This is a genomic window from Devosia sp. Root685 (assembly GCF_001427875.1).
Lineage (GTDB): Bacteria > Pseudomonadota > Alphaproteobacteria > Rhizobiales > Devosiaceae > Devosia.
The window spans coordinates 954,017-970,667 of sequence record NZ_LMHK01000001.1 but is presented as its reverse complement, the minus strand read 5'-3'; the positions used below and the strand labels follow the sequence as shown (position 1 = coordinate 970,667).

At 60.4% G+C, this 16,651-nt stretch carries 12 protein-coding genes and 1 pseudogene; 11 read left to right on the top strand and 2 right to left on the bottom strand.

Annotation, left to right across the window (positions count from 1 at the left end; all coding sequences use genetic code 11):
- Nucleotides 1–59: 59 nt before the first annotated feature.
- The gene (locus ASD83_RS04710; protein ID WP_056308414.1) at nucleotides 60–1,799 is read right to left on the bottom strand and encodes an ABC transporter substrate-binding protein; all 1,740 of its coding nucleotides are present in this window, start codon (nucleotides 1,797–1,799) and stop codon (nucleotides 60–62) included.
- A gap of 307 nt (nucleotides 1,800–2,106) precedes the next feature.
- Here ASD83_RS04710 and ASD83_RS04705 point away from each other — a divergent pair, with 307 nt between their 5' ends.
- On the top strand, nucleotides 2,107–3,357 hold the full coding sequence (locus tag ASD83_RS04705) for a metal-dependent hydrolase family protein (protein WP_056308413.1): 1,251 nt from the start codon (nucleotides 2,107–2,109) through the stop codon (nucleotides 3,355–3,357).
- A 33-nt stretch (nucleotides 3,358–3,390) separates the two neighbouring features.
- Entirely contained in the window at nucleotides 3,391–5,487 is a 2,097-nt protein-coding gene (locus ASD83_RS04700) for a prolyl oligopeptidase family serine peptidase (RefSeq protein WP_056308411.1), read from the top strand.
- A gap of 42 nt (nucleotides 5,488–5,529) precedes the next feature.
- Here ASD83_RS04700 and ASD83_RS04695 read toward each other — a convergent pair whose 3' ends face one another.
- A complete protein-coding gene (locus ASD83_RS04695; RefSeq protein WP_056308409.1) occupies nucleotides 5,530–6,597 on the bottom strand; it encodes a substrate-binding domain-containing protein in 1,068 nt (355 codons plus the stop codon).
- 126 nt (nucleotides 6,598–6,723) lie between these two features.
- Here ASD83_RS04695 and ASD83_RS04690 point away from each other — a divergent pair, with 126 nt between their 5' ends.
- From ASD83_RS04690 to ASD83_RS04655, 9 genes and pseudogenes are all read left to right on the top strand, one after another.
- The gene (locus ASD83_RS04690; RefSeq protein ID WP_082560951.1) at nucleotides 6,724–7,752 is read left to right on the top strand and encodes a Gfo/Idh/MocA family protein; all 1,029 of its coding nucleotides are present in this window, start codon (nucleotides 6,724–6,726) and stop codon (nucleotides 7,750–7,752) included.
- Nucleotides 7,753–7,760: 8 nt separating this feature from the next.
- Nucleotides 7,761–7,901: pseudogene (locus ASD83_RS20870) on the top strand (sugar phosphate isomerase/epimerase); the annotation flags it as partial.
- Nucleotides 7,902–8,007: 106 nt separating this feature from the next.
- A complete protein-coding gene (locus tag ASD83_RS04685) occupies nucleotides 8,008–9,309 on the top strand; it encodes an ABC transporter substrate-binding protein (protein ID WP_082560950.1) in 1,302 nt (433 codons plus the stop codon).
- 72 nt (nucleotides 9,310–9,381) lie between these two features.
- On the top strand, nucleotides 9,382–10,254 hold the full coding sequence (locus ASD83_RS04680; protein WP_056308403.1) for a carbohydrate ABC transporter permease: 873 nt from the start codon (nucleotides 9,382–9,384) through the stop codon (nucleotides 10,252–10,254).
- A 12-nt stretch (nucleotides 10,255–10,266) separates the two neighbouring features.
- Nucleotides 10,267–11,088, top strand: coding sequence for a carbohydrate ABC transporter permease (locus ASD83_RS04675; RefSeq protein WP_056308401.1), 822 nt, complete (start codon nucleotides 10,267–10,269; stop codon nucleotides 11,086–11,088).
- Nucleotides 11,089–11,143: 55 nt separating this feature from the next.
- Complete coding sequence (locus tag ASD83_RS04670) at nucleotides 11,144–12,211, top strand: ABC transporter ATP-binding protein (protein WP_056308399.1); 1,068 nt, start codon at nucleotides 11,144–11,146, stop codon at nucleotides 12,209–12,211.
- Between the two features lie 162 nt (nucleotides 12,212–12,373).
- Nucleotides 12,374–14,632, top strand: coding sequence for a glycosyl hydrolase family 95 catalytic domain-containing protein (locus ASD83_RS04665; protein WP_082560949.1), 2,259 nt, complete (start codon nucleotides 12,374–12,376; stop codon nucleotides 14,630–14,632).
- A gap of 226 nt (nucleotides 14,633–14,858) precedes the next feature.
- Nucleotides 14,859–15,953: a cupin domain-containing protein gene (locus tag ASD83_RS04660; RefSeq protein WP_056308397.1), complete on the top strand. Its 1,095-nt coding sequence runs from the start codon at nucleotides 14,859–14,861 to the stop codon at nucleotides 15,951–15,953.
- 2 nt (nucleotides 15,954–15,955) lie between these two features.
- A complete protein-coding gene (locus tag ASD83_RS04655; protein ID WP_056308396.1) occupies nucleotides 15,956–16,612 on the top strand; it encodes a maleylpyruvate isomerase N-terminal domain-containing protein in 657 nt (218 codons plus the stop codon).
- Nucleotides 16,613–16,651 lie beyond the last annotated feature (39 nt).

The following is a 16,651-nucleotide window of genomic DNA, read 5'->3' as shown; positions in this document are numbered from 1 at the left end:
CAGAATTCAGGAGGCCGGCAATTTGGATGCCGGCCCCCATGTGACTTGGATGGTCGCTATCAGCGGCTCAGCCAGACATTGGTCCAGTCGCCATTGCCGCCTGCCGCATAGGGCAGGAAGTTCTGCACGCCCGCACCGTGATAGAGAACGGTGGTCTGGGAAATCAGCGGCACGGTCGGAGGATCGGCCATGACGATTTCGTCGACCTCGTTCCAGAGCTTGGCAGCTTCTGCGAGGTCGGACGTCGCCAATGCCTTGGCCGCCACTTCGTTGGCCGCATCATTGTTGTAGTCCGAGAAGTTGAACGTCCCGTGGGTGCCGTCATAGCTATATTGCGGCTGGAAGATGGAGCGCGCCGCACCACCCGGCCAATCCGGCGACCAGCCGGAGGGAACAAGGTCCCAGACGCCGTTCAGCGCATTGTCGAAATTGGTGATCAGGCGCGGATAGAAGTCGGATGGCGGCGTGGGCACCAGTTCGATCTTGAAGCCGGCTTCTTCGAGGCTAGCCTGCAGAACCTGAGCTTCGGCAGCGCCATTGCCGGCATTGCGGAATGGCATCTTCAGCGACAGGCCATCGGGATATCCAGCTTCTGCCAGAAGTTCGCGCGCCTTTGCGACGTCACCCTGATTGTCGGGGGTCGGATAGGGCGCGAAGTCGTGGTGACCCAGAATGCCGAGCGGGAAGATGCCGTTGAGCGGGGTCGCGAATTCGGGGCCACCCAATTGCTGCACGATGGCAGCCTTGTTGACGGCATAATTCAGCGCCTGACGCACCAGCGGATTGCGCAATGCGCCGTCATTGTTCTCCGACACGGTATTGATCCAGATCATGCGCGAGGAACCCTCGGCCAGGGTCGAGATCTTGTCGTCGCCCTGCATGGTCAGCATCTGCACGGTAACGGGCGGAACGTTGATGTCGTAAAGCATGTCGCCGTCGCCGGACTGCAGTTGCTGCATCGCGGCATCGGGCTGCACGCCGGCGATCACTTCGATCTTGTCGACATAGGCCTTGCGTAGCGGATCGCTCTCGGCCTGCCATGCCGGGTTGCGCGTCAGGGTGACCTGCGTGTCCGGCACATAGGCTTCGATCGTATAGGGACCGTTGGAAATATAGTTTTCACGATATTCCGGGCTGTCGGGCAGGTAATCGAGCACTTCCACCGGCGCAGGGGTCGTGACCGGCAGGGTCAGCAGATAAATGAAATCGTTGGCCGCATATTTGAGGCGGAAAATGACCGTATCGTCCGAGGGCGTCTCGATGCCGGCAACAGCGCCCGCCTCGATATAGGCCTTCATGGCTTCCGCCGTGGGCTCCACACCGGCAAAGCCGGCGCAGAAATCGGCAAAGCCGACGATCAGGTCTTCAAAATAAGAGACGGCGGGTGCCGGGATGAAGGGGTTGCAGAGGCGCATGAAGCCGCGCTCAACATCGCCCGCAACGATCTGGCGCGCGCCATCGGGAGCATCCCAATTGGCGCCCTGGCGCAGCTTGAACGTATAGGTGAGGCCTTCGTCGGTCGGCACGGGCACGCTGTCGGCAAGGTCCGCCTGTGGCGCGATCTGCTCGTCCGGATCGGTGGACGCCGCAAAATTGATCAGCTGTCGCGTCGTGGCGCGAAAGAAGCTGCCGGTGTCGGCCGTCGCTGGCGGCACCGTGTCGAAGCGATCGACCTCGGCTGTACCAAGAACACGCAATGTACCGCCCGTCTGCGCGTCTTGCGCGAAAGCGCCTGCAGAACTCATCAAGGCGAGCGTCAGCCCGGCCAAGGCCATCCTGGCAGATGTCCGATGTGTCATTTTTTCCCTTTCTGCCAATCCGGCAGTTCCCTTCACCCTCAAGGATTTCCCGGCAATGCTTCCCCTAAAGCCCGAAAATCACGATCTGAGCATTTGATCAAACGTGCGGATACTAGAAGGCGGCTTGGGGCGCTGTCAACGATCCCAACTGTGTAAAACGTTGGAGACGCCCCATCGGAAGCGCGGAATTGCCAGTTTGTGATTTTTTGATCAAACGACTTTACAGCTAGTGACGATGCCGACACATTAGCGCCCGAAAACTGGCTGTTTGCAGCCGGTATGCACGTGCTCGGCCGGAGGAAATTACATGGCAGCCATTGCTTTTACCAACGCTACGCTCTTTGACGGGCGCAGTGACGAGGCCATTCCGGGCATGAACGTTCTCGTCGTGGATGGGCGCATCGAGGCGGTCACCGACCAGTCGATTTCCGGCAAGGGCGTCACCGAATATGACGTCGGCGGGCGCACCTTGATGCCGGGCCTTATCGATGCCCACGCGCATGTGTTTGCCATTAACCTGGTCGCCGAGCACGATCGCAATATTCCGCTGACCGAGATGACGGCCCGCGCCGTCCCCCGTATCCGCAAGATGCTCGATCGCGGTTTCACCAGCGTGCGCGACGTGGCCGGCGGCGATGTCGGCATTCGCAACGCCATTGCCCAGGGCTATATTCCAGGTCCGCGGCTATTCGTCGGCGGTCCCGCGCTCAGCCAGATCGGCGGGCATGGCGACCATCGCAGCACGACCGATGAAAGCCTCGATATCGACCTCAATTCGAGCGCCTTCTACTTCACCTGCCGCATCGTCGAGGGAACCGAAAACCTCCGCAGCGTCGTGCGCAACGAATTGCGCAAGGGCGCAGACCATATCAAGGTGCTGGCATCGGGTGGCGTCGGGTCGCCCACCGATGCCATCGACGTGCCCCAGTACAGCGAAGAAGAAATCCGCACTGTGGTGCGGGAAGCATCCGTGCGCGGTAAATATGTCTGCGCTCACGCCTATGAAAGCGCCGCCATCGCCCACTCGATCCGGGCCGGCGTACGCACCATCGAGCATGCCAATCTGATCAATGCAGAGACCGCCGCCATGGTCGCCGCCGCAGACGCGTTCGTCGTGCCGACGCTCGTCGCCTACGAGGTCACAGCCCAGCACGGCGAGCGCCTGGGTCTGTCGCCCTATGTCATGCAGAAGCTCAACATGGTCAACGATGCCGGCATCGTCATGCTGGGTCTTTGTGAGGATGCCGGCGTGAAACTCGGCTTCGGTACGGATCTCATGGGCGACATGGAATTCGCCCAGCTGCAGGAATTGACCATCCGCGCCCGCGTGCAGCGTCCGGTGGATGTGCTGAAATCCGCAACCTCGATCAATGCCGAAATCGTGCAGCGTTCTGGTGATCTCGGCGTCATCGCGCCGGGCGCCATTGCCGATATCCTCATCGTCGACGGCAATCCGCTCAAGGATATTTCTGTGCTCACCGAGCCCGAAAAGAACCTGCGCCTGATCATGAAGAACGGCGAAATCTATAAGACCGACCTCAACCCCAAGTCGGCCTGAGCTTTTAGTATCGTCTGCTTCGCGAGAATAGTCATGATCATCGAGCCTTCTGCCGCACCCTTGACCTTCGAAACGCTCTATAGCGAGCCCAGCATTATCGGCACGCTGCCGACCGCTGCGTCCTGGTCAGCCGACGGCAAAAGTCTCGCATTCCTTTGGAATGACGTCGGTCATACCTTTCGGGACATTTGGATCTGGAAAAGCGACACGAAAACCCAGCGGCGCCTGACCCATCTCGGGGCCGGACGCACCAGCGGTGAGCCTGCCGGGATTTCAGAATTGGCCTGGTTGAGCGAAGGTCGCCTGGCCTTCGTCCTCCAGGGGCAGCTTTATCTGGCTCTGGAAAATGGCACCGTCCATCCGCTGGCGATCGGGACACCGAATGTCAGCGCGATTGCTGCATCTGCGGATTGTGCCACCCTGGCATTTTTGTCCGGCAACGCGCTGATGGCCATCAAAGCCGACACAACCGCTCAGCCAAAGACCCTGGTGGCCGGTTCCACCTTCGTCGGTGTCGAATCCTTCCAATGGGCGGCCAACGGAAATCTCGTCTTCGTCGAAGCAGACGACACCAATACCCGAAAGATCGAGATTGCCTGCGATTCCCGCGGCGAAGCGCGCAGAGACCGGTTTGTGCGCTCCTTCCCCGGCGATCTCCTCACGCGCCGGCGCGTTGGTATCGTCAAGGCCGAAGGCGGCACGGTAACCTGGTTCGATCGGCCCGACGCCGAAGATGCCATTTGGGGTTATGGCCTGTCCCAGGACGGCAATGCGCTTTTCATCAGCAGCAGCGACCTGTCGATCAAAAACCACACCATCTTCATGTTCGACACGCGCAACGGCGCCCGCAGCGTCTTCTATGCGGCGCATGACCCGGCAAAAATTCGGCCCGACTGGCAGGTTGCATTCGCGCCCGGCGACAAAGGCCTGATCGTCCTGACCGATCGCGACGGCTTCAATCATCTGCATCGTCTGCCCGAACAAGGCGCCGCGCTTGAGCCGATCACCTCCGGGCCCTGGGAGATCGCGGAATTTGTCCTCGATGCTTCCAAGGGGAAAATCTACTTCATCGCCAACGAGGCGCATCCGGCCGAACGTCACGTCTATTCAGTGGCGCTGACTGGCGGCGCCGTTTCGCGCCTGACCGGACTCGCCGGTATTCACGTCCCAAGCTTTGCCCCTGATTTCAGCGTCTTTGCCGATCTCTTCAGCGATGACATGACGCCGCCCGAACTGTTCGTGCAGCCCATGGAGGGTAGCGACCCAGCGCAAGTGACCCATTCGCCGCTGCCCGCCTTTGCTGAAAGGCGCTGGGCGGAAGTGCGCTATGTCCCATTCAAGAGCCATGTCGATGGCGCCGAACTCATGGCGCGCGTCATGCTCCCGCATGGTTTCGAGCCCAACGGTACCCATCCAATGGTGGTCGGCTCGGTCTATTCCGATGGCCTCCTCAACCAGTGGGGCGGTCGCGCCGCGCATCCGAGTTGGGGCATCGATCAATACCTCGCCTCCCGCGGTTTCGTCGTCGTTAGTCCCGAAATCCGTGGCAGCTTCGGCCGTGGACGCGACTGGAACCGGGCCATGCTGAACAGCTATGGCACCCAGGATATCGAAGACATTGCCGATTGTGTCTCGACACTGACCGGCCTCGGCTATGCCGACCCCAAGCGCGTCGGCCTCTGGGGTTCGAGCTATGGCGGCCTGATGACGCTGATGTCCCTGTTCAAGAAACCGGGCTTTTACGCCGCTGGCTTCGCTGGGGCGCCTGCGACCAATGTCTGGCACGCCTATCCCGAGCAGGGCTGGATCATGGGTCTCGCCGAAGGCGAGGACTATATCGAGCGCTACCGCGCGCAATCGGCGCTCTTCCACAGCGCGGGCCTTGCGGATGCATTGACCATCATCCATGGCACCAAGGACGAGGTCGTGCTCTATGCCGACACGATGGCGCTCGTCGAGAAGATGATCGATCAAGGCAAGACGTTCGAGCTGGTCACTCTTCCTGGAACGGGGCATGCCTGGGCCAAGCAAAGCCGCACGCTCACGCGCTTCGCCTATGGCAAACTGGCTGCCTTCTTCGAGCGGTACCTGAAGAACTCGGCAAACGCCTCGTCAGCGGCCGAAGAATAGCAGGCAAGATAACCCGGCGGCAGAGAACACGGGGGCAGCTATTTACCCGCCGTTCAGAAGCAGCGGGTCCCGTATGGCCCGCGAGGCCACGGGGCAGTCGCTCTGGCGAGCCTTCAACTCCATGGGCACCTTGACCTGGATTAGGTCGACCATCGCAGGTGCCCCTCCCGATACCTGCGGGAGCAGAGCCCTGGCAAGCTCGCGACCGACGTCGTGCAGGGATACGTCAAAGCTCGTCAGGCCCGGTCGCAGGTAACGCACCGAGGCCTCGTCACGCAGCCCGATGACGGAGAAATCGGTGCCGGGCGCGAGATCGCGCTCGGAGAGTCGCCGGTAGATGCCTATCGCTGTAGCATCGAAAATGAGCAGAACGGCCGTGGGCGGATCGGGTCGGTCAATCATGGGGTCGACGAGGTGGTAGCCGTCTTCTTCTCCGATACCGGTTTGAAACACCAGTTGAGAGTCAAATTCCAAGCCATGAAAGGCTAGACGCTCAGCGAAGGCAGTCTTGAACACGCGACCAAAATTTACTTTGCCGAAAGGTACCGTGATGGCGATGCGGCGGTGGCCCAGAGACACCAGACGATCGACAGCCACCTGTGCGACCCCCTCGAAATCGAGGTCCACCCATGAATAGTGCTGATTGGATGTCGTGCGCCCCAGCGTAACGAAGGGCACGCCGGCCTCTTTCAAATAATCTATGCGTGCATCGTCGGATTCGATCTCGGAAAGGATCATGCCGTCGACCTGTTGGCGCGAGATCATTTTGTCCAGGTAGGCGAACTTGTCCTGCCGGCTTGGGCAGGGCAGGACGAGCAGATCGAGATCATGCAGAGCCAGCTCGGTCTGCACGCCATCGAATACACCCATGAAAAAACTGTCGCCATTGGACACGGAATCCCGATCGAGATCGATCATGAAGCCGATCGACCCCGTGCGCCCCGACGCCAGCGTTCTGGCTGCTTGATTGGGTTCATAACCAAGACGCTCGGCAGCTGCGAGGACCTTGCGCCTGGTCTCGGGATTGACGCCTGATTTGTTGTTGAGAGCACGGGAAATAGTGCCTGACGAGAGCTTGAGCTCGCGGGCCAGCCGGGAAATTCCTCTCATTATTTTCCGCCTCTCTGGGTCTCACTTTGGTGTTGACACAGGAACGTACCCACACATAGCGTTGTAATCGCTTACAGTACATTAGAAAAATAATCTACAATGACGTAAGCGTTTGGGAGGCGATCTTTGAAACGAGCCATTCTGGTGGGTTGTGGAGTTATGGGTGCCGGGTGGCTGAAAGCGGTAGCGCAGCCCGATCTTGCGCAGCGGCTATCCATCGTCGCGCTGGTGGACGCCAATATTGAGGCCGCTGCCGCGCTGCGCGCCAGCCTGGGCTCACCGGACCTGCCCATCTATGCCGATCTCGACGCTGCCCTGGCCGGAACGCCTGCGGACATGCTTTTCGATGTCGCCGTTCCGATGGCTCGAAAGAATATCGTAACCAATGCCCTGGCGGCGGGCTGCCATGTACTGACCGAAAAACCCATGGCCGATACGCTTGAGAATGCGGAAGCGCTGCTGGACATCTCCAACCGCTCGGGGCTGGTCCATGCGGTCACGCAGAACCGTCGCTTCAAGACCAGCATCAGGCGCATCCGCAAGGTGCTGGCCAAGGGCATGATCGGCCGGGTCAGCGCGCTCCATTGCGACTTCTTCATCGGCGCCCATTTCGGCGGTTTCCGCGACGAGATGGAACATGTGTTGTTGCTCGACATGGCGATCCACACATTCGACGCGGCCCGCTACATGTCCGGGCGCAATGCAACGGCGGTCTATTGCCAGGAGACCAATCCCGCCGGGTCCTGGTACCGCCACGGGGCGGTCGCCAATGCCATTTTCGAATTCGAGGACGATATCACCTTTACCTATCGCGGTTCCTGGGCGGCCGAGGGCGCCAATACGAGTTGGGAGGCCGGCTGGCGGATCGTGGGCAGCAAGGGAACCCTGCTCTGGGATGGCGAAGACACGGTCACGGCGCATGTCGTCGATGGGGATGAAGGCTTTTTCCGTCCCCTGCGCGAAGTGGCTATCCCCGCCTGGGACGATGACCGCGTCACGCGTGAGCATGAAAGCGTGATTGCCGATTTTCTCGACGCGGTGGAGACCGGTCGAAGCCCGGAATCGGCCGCATCGGACAATATCAAGAGCCTGGCCATGGTGTTTGGTGCCATCGAAAGCGCCAGGACCCGCCAGCGCGTCACCATCGAGGCCTGAGGGTATCTATGAGCGCCAGCGCCAAATCCATGCGCATCGGAACCTGGGTGGACGCCTCCGGCGATCGGACCGTCGAACGGCTCGCCGAAATCGCCGATCTGGGCTTTGAGAGTTTTGAACCCTTCTTCTGGCGGACCACAGAGGGGGAAGTTTCGTCGCTATCGCCGCGCATTAGCGGCCGTTGAAGACAGTCATCGGTCATGAGGGGGCCGGCGGCTGAACCGTGCAAATTGCACATCCTGAGGAGGAACGACCATGAGAAGCAGAATCGTTGCACAGGCTTTGGCCTCGGCCGCGTTTGGCGCGCTCGCTATGGCTGCCATCGGCATCACGCCGGCAAACGCAGAGGGCACTACGCTGACCTATCTGGCCAGCCAGGGCTGGGTAGCGGATGCCGAACTCGAACTGGGCAAGAAGTTCGAGGAACAGACCGGCATCCATATCGACTACCAGATCATCCCGTCCGACCAGTATTTCAGCGTGTTGCGCACCAAGCTTAATTCGGGGGAGGCGCCCGATATCTTTGGCGGGCAGAGCGGCGTTACCGACTTGCAGCTACAGTACAATGTCGAGAAGAACGCCCTGGACCTGTCAAACGAGCCATGGGCAAAGCTGGAAGATCCGCTGGTGGCGGCGCAGGCCAGCGTCGACGGCAAGCTCTATGGCCTGACCTATTGGGACACGCTGGGCGGCCCCCCGGTCGTCAACTACAACAAGGAAATCTTTGCCCGGTTCAACCTTGAGGCGCCCACTTCGTTCGAAGGGCTCAAGACGATCTGCACGACCCTGCTGGATAATGGAATACAGCCCATCTACGAGCCGGTTTCCGACGGGTGGCACCATGTGTTGTGGTTCTTCGAGCTGGGGCCGCACTACGAAAAAGTCACGCCGGGCCTGGCGGAAGCGCTGAATGCCAACCAGGCCACGTTCTCGGAAAACGAAGCGATGCTCACAGTCCTGACCCAGTTGAAGGACCTCTATGACTCGGGCTGCTTCGGCACTAACGCCCTTTCGGATGCCTATTCGGAATCCGGCAAGGTTATGGCAGAGGGCGACGCGGCGATGGTGCTGGCCGCGAACGGCTTCATCCAGCAAATGAAGAATGACTTCCCCGACATTGATGCCAACAATTACGGGATTTTCCTCATACCGCTTGGCGACAACCAGCAGCTCAACATCAATCCTGCCGGTCCCACCAAGTTCGTCTCGGCCACCTCGCCCCATGCCGACGCCGCCAAGCAATACCTGCAGTTTCTGACCCAGCCCGAGAACATGCAGTATTTCATTGACCACTCGCCGCAGTTCAACAACCTGCCGTTCCCGGGTCTCACGAGCAAGTTGTCGCCGGAGACGCAGGCCTTCATGGACCGTTACAAGGATGCCCGTGGAACGGTCTACCAGACCGCGGTGACCTATGCGAATGCGCAATGGATGGACGTGGGCAAGGATCTCACGGCCATGTTCACCGGCGCCATGCAGCCCGCCGACGTGTTGAGCAGCATCGATAGCCGGCGAACTGATCTGGCCCGCACGGCCCGCGATCCCGCCTGGCAATAGACCACGCCTCCATCCAGACCAAGGCTCTCCGCCCGAAGGGGCGGGGAGCTGCTCAAGCCCTGGGAGAAAATCATGCTGCGTGGCCCATATCCGGCCTATTTCGTGCTGCCGGCTCTGGTTCTTTATCTGACCTTTTTCATTGTCCCCAGCATTGGCGGCATCGGCTATTCCTTCACCGACTGGAACAGCTACTCCACCGAGGTCAATTTCATCGGGCTGGACAATTACGCCAGGATATTCTCCCCCAAGGAACGCTATCTCACCTACCTCGCCAATACGATGATCTTTGCCGTCGTCAGCATCGCGCTCAAGACCGTGCTGGGCCTCGGTCTTGCCGTGTTGCTGCATGAAGGGGTCAAGCGCTTCGTCAACCTCTATCGCGTGCTCATCTATCTGCCGGTGGTGCTGCCCACTCTGATCGTCGCCCTGATTTTCAAGTCCATCCTGAACCCCGCAACCGGGCTGCTGAATTCGTTCCTGCGCAGCGTCGGGCTCGACGGGTTCGCCCTGCAATGGCTGGTGGATCCGCGGATCGCACTTTTTTCGATCATCGGCGTCGACACCTGGAAGGGCGTTGGCTTCATTACGGTGATCCTGCTGGCCGGCCTCCAGACAATTCCCAAGGAATATTACGAGGCCGCCAAGATTGACGGGGCAGGGGCCTGGGCCCGTTTCCGGCACGTCACCATTCCCATGCTGATGCCGGCCATTGTCGTCGTCACCGTGCTCAACGTGCTGCATGGGCTGCGTGTCTTCGACATCGTCTACGCGTTGACCAATGGCGGCCCCGGCTACGCCACCGAGGTGATCTATACCGAAATCTTCAAGGCCTTCTCTCAGGGACGCTTCGGCCTGGGCACGGCCATATCAAGCGTCCTTTTCGTCATACTTGCCGTGGCCGGATACTTCGTCATCCGTCTGCTCGAACGCAAACCCACTCGATAGCGGGGACCTCAGATGGCAAACAAGAACCTCAAGGCGGCCGGCGCGCATTCGATGGCCATTCTGGCTAGCCTGGTCATGGTCATCCCGATCTATCTGATCGCGGTCAACGCCTTCAAATCGCGGGCCCAGGCCAGTGCCATGAGCATGGAGCTGCCGACCGAATGGCATTTCGAGAATTTCTCGACGGTCATCGCCCAGGGCAAGCTTTGGACCAGTTTCTTCAACAGCCTGCTTTACGCCACGGCGTCCACCGCGATCACCACGCTGGTCTCGGCCATGGCCGCCTATGTCCTGTCTCGCGCCAGGACCCGTGGCCGGCGGTTTCTTTACCTGTTCATCATCATGGGCATTGCCCTGCCCATCAACTACTTCACCCTGACATCGGTGATGCAGTTCACCAACCTGAACAACACGCGGCTAGGCATTATCCTGCTCTATGCCGCCACGCAGATACCATTCACGGTTTTCCTGATCTACGGCTTCATCGAAACCATTCCCAAGGAGTTGGACGAGGCCGCCATCGTCGATGGCTGCAAGCCGCTGTCGCTGTTCTTCCTGATCATCCTGCCACTGCTGACACCGGTGCTGGCTACGGCGGCCATCCTTAACTTCCTCGGCGTCTGGAGCGATTTCATCTTCCCGCTCTACTACCTCAACAGTAGTGCCAACTGGCCGATGACGCTGGCAGTCTACAATTTCTTCGGCCAGTTCCAGCAGGACTGGAACCTGGTCAGTGCCGATATCCTGCTGACCATCCTGCCGGTCATCGTGGTCTATCTACTGGGCCAGCGCTTCATCCTGTCGGGCCTGACCTCTGGCGGGGTCAAGGGTTAGGCCCCGCTACCATCAAAATCGAAGGGCAGTGCATGCCCCCCGCCAGGAGGAAATCATGGCAAGCGTAGAACTCAAGAATGTCAGCAAAAGCTACGGTTCTCTGGAAGTCATCGACACCTTGAACCTGTCGATCGCCGACGGCAGCTTCACGGTCTTTGTCGGACCATCCGGTTGCGGCAAGTCGACCCTGCTGCGCATGGTCGCGGGCCTCGAACCGATCAGCAAGGGCGATGTCATCATCGACGGCCGCCGCGTCAACGACGCCGATCCGATCCAGCGCGGCATCGCCATGGTGTTCCAGAACTATGCGCTCTACCCGCACATGACGGTGGAGCAAAATATCGGTTTCTCGCTGCGCATGGCCAAGCTCGACAAGCCGGCTATCGCCCAGCGCGTGGCGGCAGCCGCGGCGACCCTGCAGATCGAGCCCTTGCTCAAGCGCCGGCCAGCGCAGCTATCGGGCGGGCAGCGCCAGCGTGTCGCCATCGGCCGGGCCATCGTGCGTAATCCCGAAGTCTTCCTGTTCGACGAGCCCCTGTCCAATCTCGACGCGGAACTGCGAGTCTCCATGCGCGTCGAGATCGCCAAGCTGCACAATACGCTCAAATCGACGATGATCTATGTCACCCATGACCAGACCGAGGCCATGACGCTGGCCGACCAGATCGTGGTGATGCGCGCCGGCAAGATCGAACAGGTCGGTACGCCCGACGGGCTTTACGAGGACCCGCAAAACCTGTTTGTCGCCGGCTTCATCGGCTCGCCTCGGATGAACTTCCTGCGCGCCAGCCCTTCCAATGGCTCCGTCCAGCTCGAGGCCGGTCCCACGCTTGCCATTTCCGGTGCGCCTTCCACTCAGGACATGGTCGTGGGCATTAGGCCCGAACATTTCGTCTTCGGCGGCGACGGCCCGCAATTGACTATCACCGCCGATGTGATCGAAAACCTGGGCGGCACGCGCTATCTCTATGGCACCACCAAATCCGGCGAAGCCCTGATCGTGGAGGCACGCGAACAAACCGGTATCACGTCCGGCGACCAGGTGTCGGTGGGCCTCCGGACCGAGCGGGCTTTGTTCTTCGAAAGCAGCGGTCAGCGCCTGAAGCTGTCTGCTGCTTCATGACGGGCGGTCCCGCATCACCTACGCAAATCGGAAGCTGACATTGGGTGCAGCACCTCCGGGTCCTGCACAGCGCGGATGTGGAGGCCAATGGACGACTTTTGGCCATGGCCGCAGGGGGGCAGTCCCCTTTGCGGCAAACATTGGAACGTTACGAGGCAAACTATGTCTGATCTGGAACTCTGGTATCGCCATCCTGCTCGGGAATGGACCGAAGCGCTGCCCGTAGGAAACGGGCGACTTGGCGCCATGGTCCATGGCGGGGTGGGACGGGAAGACGTCCAGCTTAATGAAGCCACGCTGTGGTCGGGCGGCCCCTACCAGCCCATCAATCCCTCTGCGGCGCCAAACCTGGCCGAAGTGCGATCTCTGATTTTTGCGGGCCGTTACGCTGAAGCTCAGGCTCTGGCCAATGAGGGCCTGATGGCGCAGCCACTCAAGCAGATGAGCTTTCAGCCTGCGGGCAATCTCTTTCTTGAATTCAATCACGAGGCCGTGCCGGGTAGCTATCGCAGGACACTGGATCTGAAGACAGCCATTGTCTCGTCCGGTTACCAACTTCTGGGCGCGGGCCTCACCGACGATGCTGCCAGCTTCCGGCGCGAGTGCTTTATCTCCGCGGCCGATGACGTGCTGGTCTTCAGGGTGGAGTCATCCCGTGCCGGCGCGCTGGACTTCGAGATCAATCTGGACAGTCCCCAGGCCGGTGAGTGGCTGGACGGGGATGCCTTCGGTCTGGACTATCGCGGCAGGAACTTTGGAAAGGAGGGCGTCGAGGCCGCCCTACGCTTCGCGATTGGCCTCGATCTGCGCCTCGAAGGCGGGTTTGCCGAGCGCCGGGGCCGGCGACTTCTGGTCCGGGGCGCCGACGCGGCCGTCGTGATCCTCGACATCGCGACCTCCTTCCGCCGTTTTGACGATGTTTCAGGAGACCCGGGCGACAGCATAGCCAGGCGCCGCCAGGCAGTCTCACGCAAAGACTACGCGACGATCCGCGCCGATCACGTCCTCGCCCATCAAAAACTGTTTGATCGTCTGGACGTCGAGCTTGGCTCGGGGCGCCCAGACCTTCCAACCGATGAGCGCGTCGCCCAGTTTCACCTCGGCGCCGACCCCGCACTCGCGGCCCTCTATGTGCAATACGGCCGCTATTTGATGCTGTCCTGCAGCCGCCCCGGCACCCAGCCGGCAACGCTGCAAGGCGTCTGGAACAAAGACACGATCCCGGCCTGGGAGAGCAAATATACGGCCAATATCAATCTGCAGATGAACTACTGGCTGGCCGATCCCGCCAATCTGGGCGAGTGCTTTGAACCGCTGATAGACCTGGTTGAGGACCTCGCCATCTCAGGTGCCGAAACAGCCCGTCGTCACTACGACGCGCGAGGGTGGGTTCTGCATCACAATACTGACCTGTGGCGCGCCACCGGACCAATCGACGCTGCACAATGGGGGCTTTGGCCCACCGGCGGCGCGTGGCTATGCGTCCAGCTATGGGATCACATTGTCTTCGCCGGCGGCCCGGATGATCTGGTGAAGCGCGTCTTGCCGTCTCTCGCCGGGGCGGTCCGTTTCGCGCTGGACATTCTCCAACCGCTGCCGAACACCAATTATCTGGTCACCAATCCGTCTCTATCGCCAGAAAATCCGCACCCCCACGGGACCACGCTCTGCGCCGGGCCGGCCATGGACAACCAAATCCTGCGCGACCTCTTCGATGCCTATCTTGCAGCCACGGCGCAATTGGGGGTTGTAGACCCAATGACCGGAGAAGCGAAGGCCGCCCATGAGCGCCTGCCACCCGATCGCATCGGCGGAGCGGGCCAATTGCAGGAATGGTTGGAGGATTGGGACCTCGAGGCTCCTTATCGGCACCACCGCCATGTCTCGCATCTTTATGGCCTATACCCGAGCCAGCAGATCTCGCTCGATACCACACCGGCGCTTGCCGAGGCCGCGCGCACCTCGCTCCTTATTCGGGGGGACGATGCGACAGGCTGGGGGCTCGGTTGGCGGCTCAATCTTTGGGCCCGATTGCGCGATGGCAACCATGCCCACGAGATATTGGCGCGGCTGATCCACCCCGACCGGACCTATCCCAACCTGTTCGACGCCCATCCGCCTTTCCAGATTGATGGCAATTTCGGGGGCGCAGCAGGCATCCTCGAAATGCTGGTCCAGTCCGGTGCGGAGGAAATTGTCCTCCTGCCCGCGCTGCCCGCACTTTGGCCGTCAGGCAAGCTGAAGGGCGTCCGCGCCCGCGGCGGCGTTACACTGGATTTTGAGTGGCAGGATGGCCAACTGACCGCTCTGATTGCACACACGCCGAACGGTTACACGGGCACAATTCGCGTGGCGAATGACGTGTTGCGAACGGGCCTTGAAGCGGGGAGCACAACGATTATTGAGAATAAGCTTCGATGATAGTTCAGGTCGCCACGCCGTACAGACAGCGGCTTGGCGGCCCCCGTGAGCCCGGATTTGGAAATTCCGATCCGCCCGCTACACAATATAGCGACCTCTAATTATGGCTCTGAGGGTGGGGAGTTAATCGTTGGCTGCTGCAGCGTCAAAAGGCTGTGCGCGCAAGGGACCGATTGACCATGCAAATATCGTCAGATATCTGATGATATGACGATGGGAGGAAATCATGGATCCGCAAAACAATTCAACCACCCCAAGCGCCGAGGAACAGGAGGCGCTTAAGAAGCTTTACAGTGACTTCGAAGCCGAGCACCTGATGCCGCTCTGGACGCAGATAGATGATCTAATGCCCCGGCATCCAGCGCCTAAGGCTGTGCCGCATGTCTGGAAGTGGTCACGGCTTTTTCCGCTTGCGCAGCGTTCCGGAGATCTGGTTCCCGTCGGCAGGGGTGGAGAACGTCGGGCAATTGGCCTAGGGAATCCCGGGTTGGGTGGGCGCCCCTACATCAGCCCGTCGCTGTGGGCAGCCATTCAATATCTCGGACCGAAAGAGACCGCGCCAGAGCACAGGCACGCCCAAAACGCGTTTCGTTTTGTTGTTGAAGGGGAGGGGGTCTGGACTGTCGTCAATGGTGACCCGGTTCGCATGAGCCGCGGTGACTTTCTGCTGACGCCAGGTTGGCATTTCCATGGCCATCACAACGAGACTGACCAGCCCATGGCGTGGATCGATGGCTTGGATATCCCCTTCTCATATCAGAACGACGTCGGCTTTTTCGAGTTCGGCTCTGAACGCGTCACAGACTACGCGACACCGCGCTTCTCAAGATCAGAGCGACTTTGGGGACATCCTGGACTTCGGCCGCTGTCGTGTCTGCAGGACACGGTCAGCTCACCAATAGGTGCTTATCGTTGGGAATTCACCGACAGGGCGTTGACCGAGCAGCTTCTGCTCGAAGACGAAGGTCAACCGGCCACCGTTGAGCAGGGGCACGCTGCGGTGCGATACGTCAACCCGACGACGGGTGGCGATGTGATGCCGACCATTCGAGCAGAGTTTCATCGCCTGCGCGCCGGAACTCAGACCCCCGCCAGACATGAGGTGGGTTCCAGCGTCTTTCAGGTCTTTGAAGGCTCCGGCTCCGTGGTCATGGGCGGTGTTGAGCACAAACTCGATATCGGCGACCTTTTCGTGGTTCCATCATGGGTGGCATGGTCGCTACAGGCTGAAACGCAGTTTGATCTTTTCAGGTTCTCGGATGCACCCATCATGGAGCGCCTGAACTTTGCCAGAACACATGTCCTTACGCCGGCTGACTGACGATGGCAGATCAGTTGGAAGCGCAGGCCCGGGCCGAACTTGTCGCGCGGCAGGGCGTCGGAGCGCGATACGACGCCCCGGAAGCGCCGGCCGACGCCTTGCTCTGGGCCCGGCGGGGCACGGCATATCTGGCCCGCCGTATCAACGAACTCTCCGACAGCCAGCTTGAGGAACCCGGTCGAGCCGGACAGTCCCGCCGGGAGACCATTGCACGCATCTCGTATCAGGCTCGCGCATTTTCACACGCCCTGGAGGGTATCAGGGTAGGGATGCCCCGATCCTGGCGCGAAACGCTCGATCTGTTCGATGGTGAGATTCAGGACGCCGAGACGCTTCCTCCGCATGCATTGCGGTACCTGTTCAAGCACTCTGAGGTGCATCTCAATGTCGAATGGCGCGACTTGCCGGGGATAGGTTGGCATGCTGAGGCCGTCGACCTTTCCCAAAGCCCCGCTACCGTCGTGGACACGGTTCTTCTCAGGGCAAAAGCGGTCTGGTCCGGGGCAATCGAACTCGGCAATGGGGGCCGCATCGCCGATGTCCCCCGAGATTTTCTAAGAGCGATTGACGCCCACTGGCATCACCACGAACCCGCCGAGCCAGCTACAACGCAAACAGGAGGACGCGATGCTTGGCTACTGGGACTGACCTCTCAGTGACAGCCGAAAATCAGCTCCCTACGAACTCCACAAGGACAA

Excerpts from the sequence above, each read along its gene's own strand:
- ASD83_RS04710 (WP_056308414.1), bottom strand. The coding sequence starts at position 1,799 with ATGACACATCGGACATCTGCCAGGATGGCCTTGGCCGGGCTGACGCTC.
- ASD83_RS04705 (WP_056308413.1), top strand. The coding sequence starts at position 2,107 with ATGGCAGCCATTGCTTTTACCAACGCTACGCTCTTTGACGGGCGCAGT.
- ASD83_RS04700 (WP_056308411.1), top strand. The coding sequence starts at position 3,391 with ATGATCATCGAGCCTTCTGCCGCACCCTTGACCTTCGAAACGCTCTAT.
- ASD83_RS04695 (WP_056308409.1), bottom strand. The coding sequence starts at position 6,597 with ATGAGAGGAATTTCCCGGCTGGCCCGCGAGCTCAAGCTCTCGTCAGGC.
- ASD83_RS04685 (WP_082560950.1), top strand. The coding sequence starts at position 8,008 with ATGAGAAGCAGAATCGTTGCACAGGCTTTGGCCTCGGCCGCGTTTGGC.
- ASD83_RS04680 (WP_056308403.1), top strand. The coding sequence starts at position 9,382 with ATGCTGCGTGGCCCATATCCGGCCTATTTCGTGCTGCCGGCTCTGGTT.
- ASD83_RS04675 (WP_056308401.1), top strand. The coding sequence starts at position 10,267 with ATGGCAAACAAGAACCTCAAGGCGGCCGGCGCGCATTCGATGGCCATT.
- ASD83_RS04670 (WP_056308399.1), top strand. The coding sequence starts at position 11,144 with ATGGCAAGCGTAGAACTCAAGAATGTCAGCAAAAGCTACGGTTCTCTG.
- ASD83_RS04665 (WP_082560949.1), top strand. The coding sequence starts at position 12,374 with ATGTCTGATCTGGAACTCTGGTATCGCCATCCTGCTCGGGAATGGACC.
- ASD83_RS04660 (WP_056308397.1), top strand. The coding sequence starts at position 14,859 with ATGGATCCGCAAAACAATTCAACCACCCCAAGCGCCGAGGAACAGGAG.
- ASD83_RS04655 (WP_056308396.1), top strand. The coding sequence starts at position 15,956 with ATGGCAGATCAGTTGGAAGCGCAGGCCCGGGCCGAACTTGTCGCGCGG.